The following is a 17,262-nucleotide window of genomic DNA, read 5'->3' on the forward strand; positions in this document are numbered from 1 at the left end:
AGGGTGTTGGGGGAGGGTTAGGCGAATTGACATACTACTGATCATCCATGAATTAAAGAAAAAGAAGGAACTAAATTTGTCTTTCATCATAAGCCAGTTGCTGCGCAGTGACAATAAAAAAACGCTTACCGGTAGGGTAAGCGTTTTGTTTCAAATATAATAGCTAAGCTTAAGCAATCTTAGGAGCCGCGCCTTCATTAATGACGCTTTCATCTACCACTACCGTTTTGGCATCGCTCATAGAAGGCAGCTCATACATGGTATCAAGCAGCGCATTCTCTACAATTGAGCGCAGACCACGAGCACCAGTTTTACGCTCCATGGCTTTGTGCGCAATGGCCTTCAGGCCTTCCTCAGTAAAGGTTAGCTCTGCATTTTCCATTTCAAATAGATACTGATACTGCTTCACAATGGCATTTTTCGGCTCGGTTAGAATCTGCATCAAGGCATCTTCATCCAGCTCCTCTAAAGTTGCAATCACAGGCAGACGGCCGATTAACTCTGGGATTAAACCGAATTTAATCAAATCTTCTGGCTCAACTTGCTTAAACAGCTCAGACAACTGCTTGCCATCTTCTTTTGATTTCACTTCAGCATTAAAACCAATGCCTGTTTTCTCAGTGCGCTGCTGAATGACTTTATCCAGGCCTGAGAAAGCACCACCGACAATAATCAAGATATTGCTGGTGTCTACTTGAATAAGCTCTTGGTTCGGATGTTTACGGCCACCATGGGGTGGAATGGCAGCAACGGTACCCTCAATCAGTTTAAGCAGCGCTTGTTGTACGCCTTCGCCCGATACATCACGGGTGATAGACATGTTCTCGCCTTTTTTACTGATTTTATCAATTTCGTCAACGTAGATAATGCCTTGTTCGGCCTTTTCTACATCATAATCGGCGGCTTGTAATAGCTTTTGTACGATGTTTTCTACGTCTTCACCCACATAGCCGGCTTCAGTTAGGGTGGTAGCATCCGCCATTGCAAAAGGCACGTCTAGCATACGGGCTAAGGTTTGTGCCAGTAAAGTCTTACCTGAACCGGTAGGACCGATTAATAAAATATTACTTTTCGACAGTTCAACCATGGCATCGTCAGCACCAATTTTGGCCTGTTTTCTGTCTTCGGCCAGTTTGGCGGCTACTTTTAGACGTTTGTAATGGTTATATACTGCAACCGATAAGGCTTTTTTTGCGGTCTCTTGACCGATAACATAGCTGTCTAAATGTTCGCGAATCTCTTTAGGAGTGGGTAGCTTTTTGGTTAACCAAGTATTTACCTCGCCCTCTTCTGAGTCGACAGCGTCCAGGTCACCTTCTTCAATTAAGTCTGTGCATAGCGCCACACATTCATTACAGATATTGGCGTCATCAGCTGCTATGAGCTTTGCCACTTCGTCTTTCTTTTTACCACAAAATGAACACTGTGGTGTTTTGTCCTTTGCCATGCTTGGCGCTCCTTAATAATTGCATACTCTGCTATAGGTACAGGCTATCTTAGCTATTTAGGTTTACCCAGTAAGTGACCCCATAGCAGAGCCATAAATTTGTGAATCGATAACGTAAAGCTTTACTGCCTGAAGAGTAGGGTTGTTATTTTTCTTCTTCAGGACGACGCTCTAATACTTCATCGACTAAGCCGTATTCTTTGGCTTCTTGGGCGTCTAACCAGTAGTCACGCTCAACGTCTCTTTCGATTTTCTCTAATGGCTGACCTGTACGCTCAGCTAAAATACGGTTTAGACGGTCACGGATTTTTAAGATTTCGCGAGCATTAATTTCGATATCAGTAGCCTGACCTTGCGCACCGCCTGAAGGCTGGTGAATCATCACTCGTGAGTTAGCAAGCGCATAACGTTTGCCTTTTTGACCGGCTGCCAATAAGAATGAGCCCATGCTGTACGCGCCGCCCATACAAATAGTTGACACGTCTGGTTTGATAAAGTTCATCGTATCAAACATGGCCAGGCCAGCACTTACTGAACCACCAGGAGAGTTGATGTATAAATGGATGTCTTTATCAGGGTTTTCTGCCTCTAGGAACAGCATCTGAGCCACGATAAGGTTAGCCATGTTGTCTTCTACTTGACCGGTTAAAAAGATAACACGTTCACGCAGTAGACGTGAATAGATGTCAAATGAACGTTCACCACGCGCTGACTGTTCAACGACCATGGGGACCAATGCCGCTTGAGGTACGCTTACTGTTGCGTCGCGCATGTCTCTTAATACCGCATCATGAGCCGCCACAAGCTGCTCAAAATGAGGGTTGTTTATGATACGTTCGATATCTTGTTGGGTGTTTGGGTGGTTCATAAATAATCCCTGTCTATTGGTCAATTTTACAATTTATAGTTAATAGTTTTAAGTTAGTGAAATAGGGGTGCAGATTAATGTCATTATCATATGCTGACGGCACAGGCCTATGTTGTCTCTTTATATTTTGGGGTGCTAAGCAATAAATCAAGCATTAACCACACATTATCCTTGCTATCTTACTTTATGACAGATGATTAATACACCATTTTAAAGGCAATAAAGTGCAGATTGCTTTTAATAGAAAACTTTAAACGATCTGTTTAGACAAAAATGCCCTAACAATATTGTCAGGGCATTTTTTAATTAATAACCTACTAAATCAAATCAACAGATTTAATTTAACAAGTTTTAGGGCAAGCAATGAATTACATCATGCCTTGTTGCTGAGAAGCTAGAAGCTCTTGGTAACCTACTTCTTTGTCAGTTACTTTGCCTTGCTCAAGCAAGAAGTCAACCACTTGGTCTTCTAGAACTACTGACTCGATGTTAGCGCGCTGCTGAGCATCGTTGGTGTAGTATTCGATAACTTCAGCTGGGTCTTCGTAGTTTTCAGCCGTTTCTTTGATGAAAGCTTCAACACGATCTTGGTCAACTTTAAGCTCGTTCTCTTCGATAACGCGTGACACTAGAACGCCAAGACGGGCAGCACGGATTGCTTGCTCTTCAAATAGTTCACGTGGCAACATATCTTTGTCGATGCTGTTTGCGTTACCGCCAAACTGCTGAGCAAAGCGCTGCATCATTAGGTTACGCTGACGATCTACTTCTTGATCAACCATGGCGCTTGGTACGTCAAATTCGTTTTTCTCAAGTAAAGCGTCAAAAGTTGCTTGCTTAACTTGGTTGCGAGCTGCGTTCTTAACTTCACGAGTCATGTTCTTACGAACGTCTTCTTTAAGCTGCTCTACGCCGCCTTCTTTAACGCCGAATAATTCTAAGAACTCTTCGTCGATTTCAGGAAGCTTGGCTTCTTCAACAGTTTTAACGTTGATTTTGAACTGAGCTTCTTTACCTGCTAAGTTTTCAGCTTGATACTCTTCTGGGAAAGTTACGTCGATGGTTTTTTCATCACCGGCTTTCATGCCAACGATACCATCTTCAAAACCTGGGATCATTTGACCGCTACCTAGCACAAGTTTGAAGTCTTCGGCTGCGCCGCCTTCAAATTTTTCACCGTCGATAGAGCCTTCAAAATCGAAAGTTACTTGGTCGCCTTCAGCAGCTTCGCCTTCTTTTTCAGCAAATTCTTGGCGCTGTTTACGAAGGTTTTCAATCATAGTATCAACGTCTTCATCATTGATAGTTGCAGTGTGACGTTCTACTTCAATATCGCTGATGCCTTCAACTTTGATCTCTGGGAACACTTCAACAGTGGCTTGATAAACTAAGAACTCGTCTTCAAGTTTTACGTCATCAATGTTTGGCATACCAACTGCACGTACGTCTTCAGCTTTGATAGCTTCAAATACTGTGTCACGAATTACGTCGTTGATAACTTCTTGTTGAATACCAGCACCATACTGAGCACGGATGTGTGAAACAGGCACTTTACCTTTACGGAAACCATCAATTTTGGCAGTTTTTGCCACATTGCGGATACGGCCTTCCACTTTGTCTTGAATTTGTTCAACAGGTACTTTAACTGTCAATTGTGTTTGGTTGTCATTTACCTTGTTGGTGGTAATCTGTAAATCTTTTGCCATGGTTATTAACCCTGTATGTTAATCGTTTGATTTTAATGATAAGCAATACTCAAGTGATATCAGATAAATAAACTTGATATATCATCAATGAGAATTGCCAAGAATATAACGCTAAAACTGGTTTTTTGGTTGTAAAAACACAACCTTAAAGCCTATAAGCTAGATAGGATGGCTAACCCACAACCCAAACTATCATCCACAATATATATGAGATGACTTTATATATCAGCGGAGCGACAATTAGGTATAAAAGAGCACCTCATTTAGCTTTTATTAGGTCTTTATAAAGGCAGTCATTGCATCGGGCAGTTGCTAAGTTAGCAAAACTGCATTAATGCAAAGTTTACTGCTATAAAATAATAAAAGTAGAACAGTATAGTCTATCAGCCAATTAAAGTAAAAATAAAGTAAAAATTACTCAATATAACGCTTTAGTTCGCGCTGCAAATCGCTTCAAAGGCAGAGAGTTATAGCGCAACGGCTTCATTGGTTGGCCAGTTGTTGTAACAAGCTATTGATAGCTAGGCCACGGTGACTGATTTTGTTTTTTTGTTCAGCAGTCATGGCTGCAGCTGTGAGTTGTAAATCAGGCACCCAAAATAGGGGGTCATAGCCAAAGCCATTTTCACCTTGAGGCGCCTCTAAAATCTCACCTTGCCATAATCCTTGAGCGATAATAGGTAACGGGTCATCAGCATGACGTACTAAAGCCAGTACACAGACGAAATAGCCAGTAATAGGGGTATTTTCTTGACGCAGGGGCTTTAGATCCGCAATGAGTTTGGCGTTATTATTGGCATCGTTGCCATGCTCACCCGCGTAACGCGCTGAATAAATACCAGGCGCATTGCCTAAAGCAGGGACACAAAGGCCTGAGTCATCGGCAATGGCGGGTAGGCCACTGATACGATTGGCATGACGCGCTTTGATAATGGCATTCTCAATGAAGCTAAGCCCATCTTCCACTGCATCGTCAATATTGAGCTCACCTTGCGGTACGATATCGATATTTAGATTGGCGGCGGTAAATAAACGTTTGAACTCATTTAATTTACCTTTGTTATTGCTGGCTAAGACCCACTGTGGGTTTGCAGTGTCTGAGTTGGGAGTAGCAGTCATATTAATGGTCCTTTAATTAGAAAACTGGCAATAATGAGAATAGCGATTAATATTATTAATCATAGTAATTAAAAAATTAACTACGTGGCATAACATTCGGTAACTGAGTTAGTCCCCTGTCTTTGCTATACTGTATGACAAGATTTAGCAATTATAGTCTTTATTCGACAATTTCATACTGGCTTAACAAAGGTAGTATTAACTGTGGTTAGCAGCTTTCCCAATCAACTCGGGACGGCAGCTGAGCAACTGCCAAGTTGTTTCGTAGTAAGTTGTCTCGTAAAACGGTAAAGAGTATGATTGTAACTATGCAAGAGCAAGGTTGGCTCTCTAGAGGAATAGAGAACAATGAGCTTGCATAGGTAATGGTATTTATATCAGATTTGCCTATATGGATTTGCTTGTTGTGAGCAAATAGTTATAAGCAAATATGAGCTAAAGCCATACCAATCAAGGATTTTTAATAACAATAAGCCACTTAGCCCGATGTTATATGCGCTTTAGCAGCAACATCCTAGCTCTTTAAATTCTAAATAAAAAAGTAGCTTAGAGCCGGGCTAACACAGCCAAAGGATAAAATAATATGTCAAACATTACTCTACCAGATCTTCCTTATGCAAAAGACGCACTTGAGCCACATATCAGTGCTGAAACTCTAGAATTCCACCATGACAAGCACCATGCAGCTTATGTAAACAAGCTAAATGAATTGCTACCAGGTTCTGGTCTAGAAGGTAAAAAATTAGACGAGATCATCACAGCAACTGCTAAAGATGACAGCAAACAAGGTATGTTCAACCAAGCTGCTCAAGTTTGGAACCACACATTCTACTGGAACTGCATGACTCCAGACAATGGTGGCGGCGAACCTACTGGTGATCTTAAAGCGAAAATCGAAGAAGATTTCGGTTCATACGACAAGTTCCGTGAAGAGTTCAAAAATGCTGCAACTTCACAGTTCGGTTCAGGTTGGGCTTGGTTAGTAGCTGATTCTGTAGGCGGTAAACTGTCTATTATGAAAACTGCAAACGCTGATACACCACTAGCACACGGTAAAGTAGCGGTTCTAACTTGTGACGTTTGGGAACACGCTTACTACATCGATTACCGTAACCGTCGTCCTGACTATGTAGATACTTTCCTAGACAAGTTAGTAAACTGGGACTACGCAAACGCTAAGTACAAAGGCCAAGACGCTGGTGTTGAAGAGTAATTAACTCAACGCTAATGCCAATGCGCTAAAGTCTTTGACTTAATGCAAAAAAAGGATGCCCTCGGGTATCCTTTTTTAATTTTGATTATTTATAAAGTTTTATAAAACTCTGAACTGTAAGTGCTCTAAAGCAGAGCGTAACATCTGGATATTGTAATAGGCATGAGCCTTAGTTGAGTTTTGAAAAAAAACATAAAGCTCATCGAAGTGTTGGCGCTGATTTGCAATGGCCTGAGCCCAGCCTTGCATCTCTTGTGGGGTATAGCGATAGTCATGACGTTCGCTCGCGGATAGAGCATTCCACCAGTTTAGGTTGTTACCATGCATTCGTAGATAGCCGGTACGCGTTTGCAGCTTTTGACCTTGGGTAGGAACCTGATTCTGACTGGTGTTTTGGCCCGTGCCTTGAGTAAATAACAATCGCGAATTAGGTAGACCATTGACTTGTGGGTAGTCGACACTGCACCATATAAGCCCAAACTGTTGAAAGCTGTGTTCTACTTGAGGGATGTGCCAGCTGGCATGTCTAAATTCAATAGCCAGAGGATAGTCACTGAACCAGTCAGCAAGTTTAGCCAGATACAGGCGATGGGATTGAGTTCTATCAAAGCCGTGCGGGAACTGGATTAGCAAAGGTGCTAGGCAGTCTGCCTCAATCAAAGGTTGTAGAGCCTCTATAAAGGCGGAGGCATGCTCGGCTGTGGCCTTTAAAGTATGGCTAAAATCTTGGTGCAGCTTAATGGCAAACTTAACCTTACCCTCAGACTTTCTGAGCATACCCTCATAAGCCTTACGGCCCAGGGGGGCATAAAAGCTGCTATTAATCTCAACAGCGCCATAGTGCTTGGCGTACTCGGCCAAAAAGTCTGTTTTCTTAGTGCCAATTGGGTACAGCGTGCCAATCATGTCGGTATCACTATAGCCTCCCGTACCAAGATAAACAGTTGGGGTGAGTGCATTGGAAGCGTTTGGGGTAGGGGTGATCATAAGCGATAAGCTAAGCCAATTTTTATCGGCTGTCAAATACCAACCCTTATTAGTCTATTTGTCGCCGCGTCAGTAACTTTAGTGTTTAAAGCTACCTTAGACTCTAAAGTTATTTTAGACTTGAAGGCTATATCATATAGCATTCGTGAATGTATTGGCATTCAATGCTATAATTCTTTGTTTATGTCTTCAGTGATGCTTTCTTATATTACAAACCTCCCTGTAAGCCCAGTCGTTTACAGGCTCAGTTAGGTTTACTATTGATATAGGCCATTAAGCCCCTATCTATAAGCAGTAGCGAGTTATTGCTATAGCTGTGCTATTTATAAGTACTTAATATCAGTCATAAGTACTTAATATGAGCGGTTTAACTTCAAATTAGTTGGTAGATTTTACATGAATCTCGTAGTCATCGGTGTGAACCATAAAACTGCCCCCGTCGCGCTGCGTGAACGGTTAGCATTTGTGGGCGGCGACATACAGGTGGCGCAAGCACAACTGCAATCTTTGACCGCAGGCAGCCTTATTATATCGACTTGTAATCGCACTGAAATTTATGCTTTAGCGCCCAATACACAAGCATTAGTAGATCAAGTTCCCAGCGCAGACTCATCGGCTCCCCATTCACAAACAAGCCCTATCGAGCCTGTTACCACCGCCGAGCTGACAGAACAGCTGATTCACTGGTTGGCTGGCTTTAAGAGCTTACCCATTGAGCAGGTGCGTCCTTATTTATATGAGTATATTGATGGCCAAGCATTGACCCATTTGCTAAGGGTAGCCGCTGGGCTTGATTCTATGATATTGGGTGAGCCGCAGATTTTTGGTCAAATCAAACGCTCAGTGGCAGAAGCCAAAGAATATGGTTATCTGACCAATCAACTAAACTGGGTTATCGAGCAAATATATGCTGGGGCAAAAAGAGTGCGTAATGAGACGGGCGTCGGCACCCAAGCCATCTCATTAGGCTATGCGGCCTCAAAGCTTGTGACCCAAATCTTCGATAAACCGCAAGAAGCTACTTTTTTATTGGTAGCAGCCGGTGAAATGAACCGTTTAGTGGCTCAACACATCGCCGCGCTTGGTGTAAAAAGAATTCTAATCTGTAACCGTACTCCGCAACGAGCTCAAGCCTTGGCACAAGAGCTGCAACGTCCCGGGTTACAGATTGAAGTGCACGCCTTAAGTGAGCTGGATAATTTATTGTATCAAGCCGATATAGTCAGTAGCTGTAGCGGTAGTATGGATATGCTTATCGATAAGACTATGACCCAGCGAGCCCTGAAAAAACGTCGTTATAAGCCTATGCTAATGGTGGATCTGGCCGTGCCGAGAGACATTGATTCTAATGTGGGCAAGCTGGATGATGTGTACTTGTATTCCGTTGATGATCTGCAACATGTTATCGCTGGTAACCTAGAAAAGCGTCGTCAAGCTGCAGTTGAAGCCGAGCTTTTGGTCAGTCATTTGGTGGTTGAAATCGAGCGCCGTTTCCAAGTGCGCAAAGTGGGACAAGATATCTATGAGTATCGCAATACCAGCCAACAAAAAGCCAATATAGTCTTGCAAGACATGCTGCATCAATTAAGGACTACAGACAGTAGCCCCGAGGAAATGATGATAGAGCTGACACGCCGCTTGACGCAAACCCTCTCTCATGCCCCTTCTTCTTTAATGCGGCGTGTGGCTCATGATGGAAATTCTGAGATGCTAGATGTGATCATAGATGGACTCAAAGAAGCCTATCGCAAAAAATAGCGGCCCCATATGATAGGGCATAGCTGAGGCAAGAAATAAAAAAGGAGTGCTTAAGCACTCCTTTTTTATTAAAAATTATTTATTGAAAGCTGTTATTAAAAACTGTTATTAAAATGAGGGATGCATTAAGGCCGATAAAAAGTGGGGTAATACATTTGGAGATAATAGAATAGTTGCTAATACTCCGAAGCCGCCTCCCCATAAGTGAGCCAAATGATTTATATTCGAGTTGCCTTTTTTATTGGCATGAATGCTATAAGCCACATAAGCGATAGCAAAGACGATGGCTGGGATAGGCACAACCCCAAACAGATATAACATATTCCAAGGAGCCATTAAAATAAATGAGAACAAGATGGCTGATACGCCGCCAGATGCTCCTAGGCTACGATAACGCGGGTCATTCTTATGTTGTAAATAACTGGGAATCATGGCCACGATAATGGCAGCTAAGTACACAGCCAAAAAGCCAAAGCCACCTAAGAACTGATTGAAAAACCCTTCTACTACTCGGCCAAAGAAATACAAAGTAAACATGTTGAATAACAGGTGAGTGCTGTCAGCATGGATGAAGCCGTGGGTAATAAAACGATACCATTCCCCTTTATTAACCGCAGGGGGATAAAAGATAAGCTTGTCCATAAGCCCGTCTTTTTGCCAGGCCAATAGACTGATGATAACGGTGATAATAATAATTAAAGTAGTGTGACTGCTTAATAAACTGTTCAAGGTGAATCCTTACTGGAGAAAATGGGGTATTAAAAAATAGCTTGATAACTGGGTGTATAACTTGGTTAATGATTGGGCTGATGTTTGGATTAACAGGGAGGTTAATATGATTGATTCAATCTTAGCTGAGCGCTGGAAACTAGGTTGCTAGCTATCCTATTAAATAATTACCTCATTAATATGACTAAATTATAGAGAAAAACTTTATCAGTTTGTGACCAAATGATGACTCTGTAACAAGCCTTAACTGAGAATTTACCTGAATATAACGTACAAATCTTAGAGATAATGTATTGTAGTACACAAGTTTGATAAATAAAAAAGCTTAACTTAATTAACTTGTATCAAACCTCTACGACTTAATCGTATTCACTAGTCAAAAAATTAATTTAAAAAAATTAAAACTTAGTGAGAAAAGAGGGATGATTTATTTACATTTACTAAGCATTTTTTCACTATTTAGGAGAGTATTCAATGGATATCATTGGTCATTTAGCCCGTACCGTTACCCCTGCTGTTTTAGGGGACAATCATAACCCTCAAAACGAAAGCTTATTAAAACAGTTTTATGCTTTATTTGCCGCGAAACTTGCGGACAACGATAGTTATAATCGTCTTGGTACTCAAGAGATTAATCGTGAAGATTTAGGTCTATTTGATCGTTTATGGACCGATGAAGGCCAAAAAACAGAGATTGCCAATGAGTTAGCGGCTCATAATAATGTTGATGTTATTTCTGTAAAAGGCCTATTGGCTTCTGCAGCTCCTTTGGCTTTTAATGAAATTAAAAGTTTAGCGGGCAGTACTCCAATTCCTCAGTTCCTACGTGACAACTTAAGCTCATTCCGTGACCATATTCCAGCTTGGGCTACTGCTGTATTGCCAGCAGGTTTATTAGGCGCAGGGGTTGCCGGTGCAGCTAATGCGGCACATACTCACACCACTACTAATGCAGCTCATGCCAATACGGCTGGTCATCGTATTTCAGATACCACCAGTACTGCTCCTTTACAGCGTGAAGAAAAAGAAAGTGGCGGATTCTTAAAGGCACTACTACCTATTATTGGTTTAATTATTTTAGCGGCTCTAGCGTGGGCACTACTAAAAGGTTGCCAAAAAGATCCAGCTCCAGTAGCCACTCCAGAGCAAACTATGCAGCAGCCTGCTGAAACTGCGGTAACAGGCAATACAGAGCTTGACCCTGCAGTATTAACGCTAGCAACAGGCTCAGGTAATGAGTTATTTGCTTGTCGTATCACTGCCGGTAATGATGACTTAGGTAATACAGTTACTAATGCAGTGAAAGATGTGTTCGGTGCTGGTGCTGATGACTGTCGTGCTGAAGTTTATAGCAACGTTGCTACCGATATGCCTGCAGCAGCTCATTTAGGTGCCATTTTACCACTGGTTAAAAACACACCTAATGCTAACGTAATCATTGAAGGTAATGACGTACGTATTGATGCGCCAGATCAAGCTCAGCTTGATAAGCTAGTAGCAGACATTAAAGCAGCTGCTCCTGATCTTAACGTTATTGCAGCAGGTCCTCTAGATTTAGATGCCGAAATTGAGCAAAGTATTGCTGACTCAACAGCAGCAATGGATAACTTAGGTGACAACCCAAATCCTAAAGATGTGGCGCGTGCTTTAAGCCTACAAGTTATCAACTTCGCAGTAGATAAAGCGGATATCCCAGAAGCTAACAAAGCTGTGCTAGACCGTGCAGTAGAAGTTATGAAAAACGTTCCAGAAATGGAATTAATGATCCTAGGTCATACTGATAGTGACGGTGACGACGCTTATAACAAAGAGTTATCACAACGCCGTGCAGAAGCAGTAAAAGCTTATTTAGTATCTAAAGGTGCTGATGCTTCTAAACTTATGACTAAAGGTATGGGTGAAACAGATCCTATCGCTACTAACGAAACTGACAATGGTAAGTTCCGTAACCGTCGTATTGAGTTTACAGTATATGACGAAACTGCAATGGGTACCCAAGAAATTGAAGTAACTCAAGATGCAGCGAAAGTAGCAGAAACCACTGATGTAGAAGTGGCTACAGAAGCTGAAGCTCAGTAATTAGCCCTTAGCTTATAGAGTTATTGATGATCTCTATTAGCTAAAATTAGATCAAGTTAATTACCTAGTTAAACTAAGTACTTCATAAAAAAAAGACCGTCCTCAAAGGGCGGTCTTTTTTGGTTTTATGGATTTAAATATTAGACGTTTTATTAACAATAATTAGTAGGGTCTTTTTCTTGATTAACGCTCTGCTGCTCAGCAAAAAAGGCGTCAACAATGTTTTGCTTGGCAGTTGCCCAATAGTCAAACTGAGCACAAGTAGCCTCTAAACTACCTTGCCACTGCGGTATCTCGCTGCGCATGGCTTGCAGACGTTGCTGGTTAGGAGTAGGCAGCTGAGCCGCGGTTTCAATCGCCTGTAGGGCAGCTTCTCGATCGTTACATACCAACGCCATATCACAGCCGGCAGTTATCGCAGCCGTCACTCGAGCACCGATATCACCAGCGGTATGAGCCGCTTTCATCGACAAATCATCAGAGAACAACACACCTTGGAAGCCTAACTGTTGACGGGCAATGTCTTGGAGCCAAATTTTAGAGAAGCCTGCAGGCTTATTGTCCACCTGACTGAAAATCACATGGGCGGGCATAACCGCATCTAGCCAAGGCTGACACTGAATGAAGGGCTGTAAATCGGTCTGCTTAATTTGTTCAAAACTACGCTCATCGATGGCATCGGCCACATGCGAATCTGGAGCGATAGAGCCATGACCTGGGAAGTGCTTGCCTGTGGTGGCCATGCCTGCTGCTTTCATACCGCGCATAAACTGCGTAGAGAGCGCCACAATGGCTTGGGTATTGGCATGAAAGCTTCTATCTCCAATAACTTGGCTGACCCCATTGATATCGAGTACAGGGGCGAAGCTAACATCGATACCGACAGCCATTACCTCAGTGGCCATTAAGTAGCCACAATCATAGGCTAGCGATAAAGCGCGGCAAGGATCGGTATCAAACAAATCACCCAGTTTTCCCATCGCCGGTAGGGGCGTAAATCCTTTACGCAGTCTGGCCACGCGGCCGCCTTCTTGGTCAACCCCAATAAGAATCTGTGGTTTTAGTTGGTGAATCTCATCACAAAGTTGGCGTACTTGCTCGGGGGTATCAACGTTACGGGCAAATAAAATGATGCCACCAACCTCTGCACGACTTAATACCAAGCGATCCTCTTCAGTAAGCTCAGTACCGGCTACATCAATCATTAAAGGTCCGTACATAAAGGTTCCCCTTGAAATTTATTACACTAAAAATGAATGAGGTATTATTACAGTAAATGTTAGGAATACCAATACCTAAGCTCTCTGTGCTTTTCTTTATTATTGGTAATTCACGGCCAAGCCATTAAAATAATTTTCGTCTGAATGTAAAATTAGGTAAGAATGCTTATACAGTTTTAGACAGTCAAGGACTGATTGTTGTGCTAATATCAGGTCATTATGTCCATATCAAAAATAATGAGCGAGAATAGTTTATGAGATTTCAACCAACACAGCTGGTGTTAAGTGCCGCCGCTATTGGGGTAGCCGGAATAGTTTTTTCGCAAAGCTATACCACGGCAATGGCATCGGACAAGGCTGCTTTTGTTGCCACTCCAGAACAAAAATTGACGACAAGACAAGTGGCGGCTTTATTAGATAGAGCTCACTACTCTAATAAACGTTTTGATTCAGAAATGGGTATGCAAGTAGTAGAGATGTACTTTGATCGCTTAGACCCAAATCATACTTTATTTTTACAGTCTGATATTGATGAATTGACTAAAAAATATGGCGCTTCTTTTGCGGATAGACTAAAGCAAGGGGATTTAACCGCCACCCAAAATATCTTCAATCGTTATATTCAGCGTTCAAATGAATACTATAATTTTGCAGATAAGTTTTTAAGTAAAGAGATTGATCTCAACCGTAATGACTCAGTGATATTAGATAGAGAGAAAGAGCCTAGATTTACTACGGCTAGCGAACAGCAAAAATACTGGGAGCGTCAACTTACGCTACAAATTATTAACTTAACATTAGGGCAGGAAGAAGATAAAGCCCGTGATGAGTTATATACCAAACATCCAGAATTGACCAAAGGTAATGACCTAATCTTAGGCGAAGATAGAAACCCTAGAGAAGTGTTATTAAACCGCTTACATCGTCAGCAAGAGCAGTTAGATCGGATTAAAAGTGATGAGATTATGGAGTCAGTGTTAAATACTGCCATGCTCACCTACGATCCTCACAGTAACTACTATGCTCCTGTGCAATCCGTAGAGATGCAAGTACAGTCTAACCTGCAATTAGAAGGTATCGGCGTAACCATTCGCCCTTACCGTAAAAACCCTGATTATACCCAAATAGTGACTCTAGTAGAAGGGGGCCCAGCGGCTAAATCTGGTCAAGTACAGCCCAATGACTTAATCATGGCTGTGGCCAAAGATGGAGAAAATCTTCAAGATGTGGTGGGCTGGTCTACTCGTGAAGTAGTAGCGTTAATCCGAGGCAAGCGTGGTACTGATGTCACTGTAAAAGTGAAGCAGCCCAATAGTCCAGATGCTGCTGCTCGTACCATTGTATTGACTCGTGATGTTATCGAGCAAGAAGATGCCGGGGTTACCCACCGCATTGTGACTGTTAAGCCTGAAGGCAGCAATCAAGAGAAGCGCATTGGGGTGTTAGAGATTCCAAGCTTCTACTTAAACTATCAAGCCCGCCGCAGTGGCCAAGACTATCGAAGCGTTAGCATCGATACTCAAAATGAGCTGAAGAAGCTTAATGAGAAAAATATTGATGGCTTAGTGGTTGACCTACGTAATAACCCAGGTGGCTCACTGGATGAAGTTGCCAAAATGCTGGGGCTGTTTATTAAAGAAGGGCCTTTGGTTCAAATCCGAGATAACCGCGGTAATGTCCAGGTTTATCAAGATGAGGATGGCGGTAAGCAGCTGTATTCTGGAGACATGGTAGTGATTACCAATATGGCTTCAGCCTCTGCCTCTGAGATTTTTGCCGCCGCTATTCAAGACTATGGCCGCGGTTTGGTAGTGGGTAGTACCACTACTGGTAAAGGCTCGGCACAGATTCAATTAGACAGCTTAGCACTGGGCTCTGCCACTTTAACTCAGCGTAAGTTCTACCGCGTTACAGGGGGCAGTACCCAAAATAAAGGCGTCGTTCCTGATATTCCTTTAATTAACATCTATGAAGGCGCAGAGTTTAGTGAGCGCGATCAGAAAAACGCCATGGCTTGGGATACCATTAAGACTTCTCCTTATAAGCCAGAAGGTAAGTTTACCAGTAATACCTTAGCCACCCTTAATCAGCAATCTAAGATTCGTCAAACCACCAACCCGCAATTTGTGTATTTAGACACCTTAAATAAAGTGCGTAATATGGAGGACGATAAAAAAGCGGTGAAACTTAATATTAATGAGCGCCGTGCTCGTCAAAAACAAATTGAGCAAAAAACTCTAGATGCTGAGAATGCACGCCGTAAAGCTACAGGTCTCAAGCCTTATGAGAGTTGGACACAGTATCAGGCTGCTGTTGAGTCAATGTTTGAAGAGCGCAGTCGTCTGAAGAATGATGAGCGTCCTAAATTGCCAGAGGATGAAATTTATGTCATTGAAGCGGCGAAGATTATGTTAGAGGCCAATAAACTACAAAGATTTCAGCAGTTAGAAGATTCTAAGTAGCTTTAGCGGAGCTTTTAAAAACGGAACTTTTAAAGCTTCAAGCAAGTTAGCTATTTAATTATATGTTTTTGAAAACCTTTATACCTCAAGGGGTGTAAAGGTTTTTTTGAACCATTTTTTGGAGCAAGAGTAGGGAGGTGGATTAATAATATGGCTGTGTAAGCATATGCTTACAACACATAACGCTTTGGCGACTTACATGAGAACTCTCAATTTGAGATTATAGCTTCACGGCATCAAGGACGATGACTCAAAGGATTGAGTGCTTTATTTGATTGGTCTAAGGTTATAACCTAGGTTGTAAGCCCCAAAACGACAAATAAAGATACCGGGTTAAGGAAGATAGGCTGTTACAAGAATTTAAAAGTTTTAAATTCGATAATAGCCACCTATGAACTTTTTAGCGAGTACTTTGATTAATAGTTATTATAGTTAAAGTACTTTAGTTAAACAGTATCTAGGCTGATACGGAGTCATAGGGTTAGTAAGGAGACACACCCTTTTATTTTAGTATGACAGGATGTGATACTTAAGATCAAAGGGAAAGGTAAGTTAGAGCAGGATGCTCGCTATAGTTGACTATTCTAGGATGGGGTAGAAGACGATAAGGTGTCAGGATGACTACAGTAAAAGCCGCATAACGTGAGTTATGCGGCTTTATTGTTTTTCTTTTACTAGATAAACAAGGTGCTAAATGACTGGACTAAACGTCATGCTTAGTTCGCCACTCGCGCACTTGTTGTTCCACTTTCTCTTTGGTATGTCCGTAGCGTTCCTGGATTTTGCCTACCAACCTATCAAAGCTGCCTTCCGCATGCGTTAAATCATCATCAGTAAGATCAGCCCATTCTTGTTTTATTTTGCCTTTTAGCTGGTTCCACTCACCTTTAAAAGTATCCTTATTCATGCCTCTATTCCTTTTTTATATTTTAAAAAATTATTGATTTTTATTTCACGATATGTACTTAGTTGGTTATCAACCAGGTTTTCAGCGAATTAAGTTTTAACTGTTTTAGTTAAATAGCTATTTCTAATAACTATATATTCCAATAAACATATATTTTCAATAGCTGTTAATTAATGCTAAAGACCTATAACCAATAACTAGTATGCCCTTTATCTGAGTAAGCTGTGTATCAACTCTTAGAGGATATCAGGGTGTTTGTGTTGTCATTGTTATTGAAATCTAACCACATTAACTGTCTAATAAACACAGTGATTATCTAACCACAATGATTATAAGGTCTTAGCAGGGGTCTTAATGAGTTCGCTGGCTCTGTAACGTTTAAATTCTAGCCCTTGTTGAACGCTTGAAGGCTCATGAATAATATTTGTAAGCATATGCTTACACGCACTGACGCCTATTACGTCTTACATTGGTTTCGTTAATTTGAGAACATAGCTTTACTGAATCAAGGATGATGAATCAGGATAAAGAGGTTAACTCTTTTATCAGGATCTATAGTAAGGACACACACTTTGGCTAAGCATTCATAGGATGTGAAGTTTGGTTTAGAGTGATAAGTACACCAAGAGCAGGAAGCTCATGTTATTATCTATTCTAGGATGGGGTAGAAAATAATAGACTGTCAGGATGACAATAACAAAGCCGCATAATAAACGTTATGCGGCTTTGTTGTCTCTGGCTGTTAAGCAATAAATAGCTTTGTAAGC

Annotated in this window: 12 protein-coding genes; 4 read left to right on the forward strand and 8 right to left on the reverse strand. The window is 41.7% G+C overall.

Annotation, left to right across the window (positions count from 1 at the left end; all coding sequences use genetic code 11):
- Positions 1-169: 169 nt before the first annotated feature.
- The 4 genes from clpX to rdgB all read right to left on the reverse strand — a co-directional run bounded on the left by clpX (position 170) and on the right by rdgB (position 5,140).
- Positions 170-1,447, reverse strand: a complete 1,278-nt coding sequence (clpX, locus tag B3S92_RS09040; RefSeq protein ID WP_296205148.1) for an ATP-dependent protease ATP-binding subunit ClpX — start codon at positions 1,445-1,447, stop codon at positions 170-172.
- 145 nt (positions 1,448-1,592) lie between these two features.
- Positions 1,593-2,219 (reverse strand): ATP-dependent Clp endopeptidase proteolytic subunit ClpP, encoded by a 627-nt coding sequence (clpP, locus tag B3S92_RS09045; RefSeq protein ID WP_208608011.1) that lies wholly within the window; start codon positions 2,217-2,219, stop codon positions 1,593-1,595.
- Positions 2,220-2,683: 464 nt separating this feature from the next.
- Complete coding sequence (gene tig / locus B3S92_RS09050) at positions 2,684-4,021, reverse strand: trigger factor (protein WP_296205151.1); 1,338 nt, start codon at positions 4,019-4,021, stop codon at positions 2,684-2,686.
- Positions 4,022-4,504: 483 nt separating this feature from the next.
- Positions 4,505-5,140, reverse strand: a complete 636-nt coding sequence (gene rdgB / locus B3S92_RS09055; protein WP_296205154.1) for an RdgB/HAM1 family non-canonical purine NTP pyrophosphatase — start codon at positions 5,138-5,140, stop codon at positions 4,505-4,507.
- A 583-nt stretch (positions 5,141-5,723) separates the two neighbouring features.
- Here rdgB and B3S92_RS09060 point away from each other — a divergent pair.
- Positions 5,724-6,353 (forward strand): superoxide dismutase, encoded by a 630-nt coding sequence (locus B3S92_RS09060; protein WP_028859158.1) that lies wholly within the window; start codon positions 5,724-5,726, stop codon positions 6,351-6,353.
- Between the two features lie 99 nt (positions 6,354-6,452).
- Here B3S92_RS09060 and B3S92_RS09065 read toward each other — a convergent pair whose 3' ends face one another.
- Positions 6,453-7,340 (reverse strand): DUF72 domain-containing protein, encoded by an 888-nt coding sequence (locus B3S92_RS09065; protein ID WP_349678956.1) that lies wholly within the window; start codon positions 7,338-7,340, stop codon positions 6,453-6,455.
- 396 nt (positions 7,341-7,736) lie between these two features.
- On the opposite strand from B3S92_RS09065, the gene hemA reads away from it, so the two are divergent.
- Positions 7,737-9,098 (forward strand): glutamyl-tRNA reductase, encoded by a 1,362-nt coding sequence (gene hemA / locus B3S92_RS09070; RefSeq protein WP_296205162.1) that lies wholly within the window; start codon positions 7,737-7,739, stop codon positions 9,096-9,098.
- A gap of 108 nt (positions 9,099-9,206) precedes the next feature.
- On the opposite strand, the gene B3S92_RS09075 is transcribed toward hemA, so the two are convergent.
- The gene (locus B3S92_RS09075; RefSeq protein ID WP_077450206.1) at positions 9,207-9,827 is read right to left on the reverse strand and encodes a rhomboid family intramembrane serine protease; all 621 of its coding nucleotides are present in this window, start codon (positions 9,825-9,827) and stop codon (positions 9,207-9,209) included.
- Between the two features lie 474 nt (positions 9,828-10,301).
- On the opposite strand from B3S92_RS09075, the gene B3S92_RS09080 reads away from it, so the two are divergent.
- Positions 10,302-11,906: an OmpA family protein gene (locus B3S92_RS09080; RefSeq protein ID WP_296205166.1), complete on the forward strand. Its 1,605-nt coding sequence runs from the start codon at positions 10,302-10,304 to the stop codon at positions 11,904-11,906.
- Positions 11,907-12,058: 152 nt separating this feature from the next.
- Here B3S92_RS09080 and nagZ read toward each other — a convergent pair whose 3' ends face one another.
- Positions 12,059-13,126, reverse strand: coding sequence for a beta-N-acetylhexosaminidase (gene nagZ, locus B3S92_RS09085; protein ID WP_296205168.1), 1,068 nt, complete (start codon positions 13,124-13,126; stop codon positions 12,059-12,061).
- Positions 13,127-13,380: 254 nt separating this feature from the next.
- Between nagZ and B3S92_RS09090 the strand changes: the two genes are divergently transcribed.
- The gene (locus B3S92_RS09090; RefSeq protein WP_296205169.1) at positions 13,381-15,588 is read left to right on the forward strand and encodes a carboxy terminal-processing peptidase; all 2,208 of its coding nucleotides are present in this window, start codon (positions 13,381-13,383) and stop codon (positions 15,586-15,588) included.
- 703 nt (positions 15,589-16,291) lie between these two features.
- Here the strand turns inward: B3S92_RS09090 and B3S92_RS09095 are convergent.
- A complete protein-coding gene (locus tag B3S92_RS09095) occupies positions 16,292-16,495 on the reverse strand; it encodes a CsbD family protein (RefSeq protein ID WP_296205172.1) in 204 nt (67 codons plus the stop codon).
- Between the last annotated feature and the right edge of the window lie 767 nt (positions 16,496-17,262).

The organism is Psychrobacter sp. UBA3962, assembly GCF_002385225.1.
Lineage (GTDB): Bacteria > Pseudomonadota > Gammaproteobacteria > Pseudomonadales > Moraxellaceae > Psychrobacter.

Coding starts and splice junctions, on each gene's coding strand:
- clpP (WP_208608011.1), bottom strand. CDS start 2,219: ATGCGCGACGCAACAGTAAGCGTACCTCAAGCGGCATTGGTCCCCATG.
- clpX (WP_296205148.1), bottom strand. CDS start 1,447: ATGGCAAAGGACAAAACACCACAGTGTTCATTTTGTGGTAAAAAGAAA.
- B3S92_RS09065 (WP_349678956.1), bottom strand. CDS start 7,340: ATGATCACCCCTACCCCAAACGCTTCCAATGCACTCACCCCAACTGTT.
- rdgB (WP_296205154.1), bottom strand. CDS start 5,140: ATGACTGCTACTCCCAACTCAGACACTGCAAACCCACAGTGGGTCTTA.
- B3S92_RS09080 (WP_296205166.1), top strand. CDS start 10,302: ATGGATATCATTGGTCATTTAGCCCGTACCGTTACCCCTGCTGTTTTA.
- tig (WP_296205151.1), bottom strand. CDS start 4,021: ATGGCAAAAGATTTACAGATTACCACCAACAAGGTAAATGACAACCAA.
- nagZ (WP_296205168.1), bottom strand. CDS start 13,126: ATGTACGGACCTTTAATGATTGATGTAGCCGGTACTGAGCTTACTGAA.
- B3S92_RS09090 (WP_296205169.1), top strand. CDS start 13,381: ATGAGATTTCAACCAACACAGCTGGTGTTAAGTGCCGCCGCTATTGGG.
- B3S92_RS09095 (WP_296205172.1), bottom strand. CDS start 16,495: ATGAATAAGGATACTTTTAAAGGTGAGTGGAACCAGCTAAAAGGCAAA.
- B3S92_RS09060 (WP_028859158.1), top strand. CDS start 5,724: ATGTCAAACATTACTCTACCAGATCTTCCTTATGCAAAAGACGCACTT.
- hemA (WP_296205162.1), top strand. CDS start 7,737: ATGAATCTCGTAGTCATCGGTGTGAACCATAAAACTGCCCCCGTCGCG.